The organism is Parafrankia sp. Ea1.12 (assembly GCF_900465275.1).
Lineage (GTDB): Bacteria > Actinomycetota > Actinomycetes > Frankiales > Frankiaceae > Parafrankia > Parafrankia soli.
Genome location: NZ_UBIZ01000645.1, coordinates 1 through 237, shown reverse-complemented (window position 1 = coordinate 237; position 237 = coordinate 1). Strand labels below are relative to the sequence as shown.

The window sequence follows — 237 nt, the reverse complement described above, 5'->3', positions numbered from 1 at the left end:
CAGCACACCGGGCCGGCCAGTTCACCGCCTCCTTCGGCGCGGTCCTCGCCGACGCCGGCATCACCACCGTCACGATCCCACCCCGGACGCCCCGGGCGAACGCCTACGCGGAACGGTTCGTCCGCACCGTCCGGACCAAGGTCACCGACCGCATGCTGATCTTCAGCGAGCGGCATCTGCGTACCCTCCTGGTCGAGTACGCGGCCCACTACAACGGACGACGACCCCACCGCGGCC

At 70.9% G+C, this 237-nt stretch carries 1 protein-coding gene; it reads left to right on the top strand.

Features of this window, described 5'->3' with window-relative positions:
* Positions 1-237 (top strand): integrase core domain-containing protein (locus tag FMEAI12_RS34430; protein WP_146776838.1); only part of this gene is annotated, 237 nt, incomplete at both ends.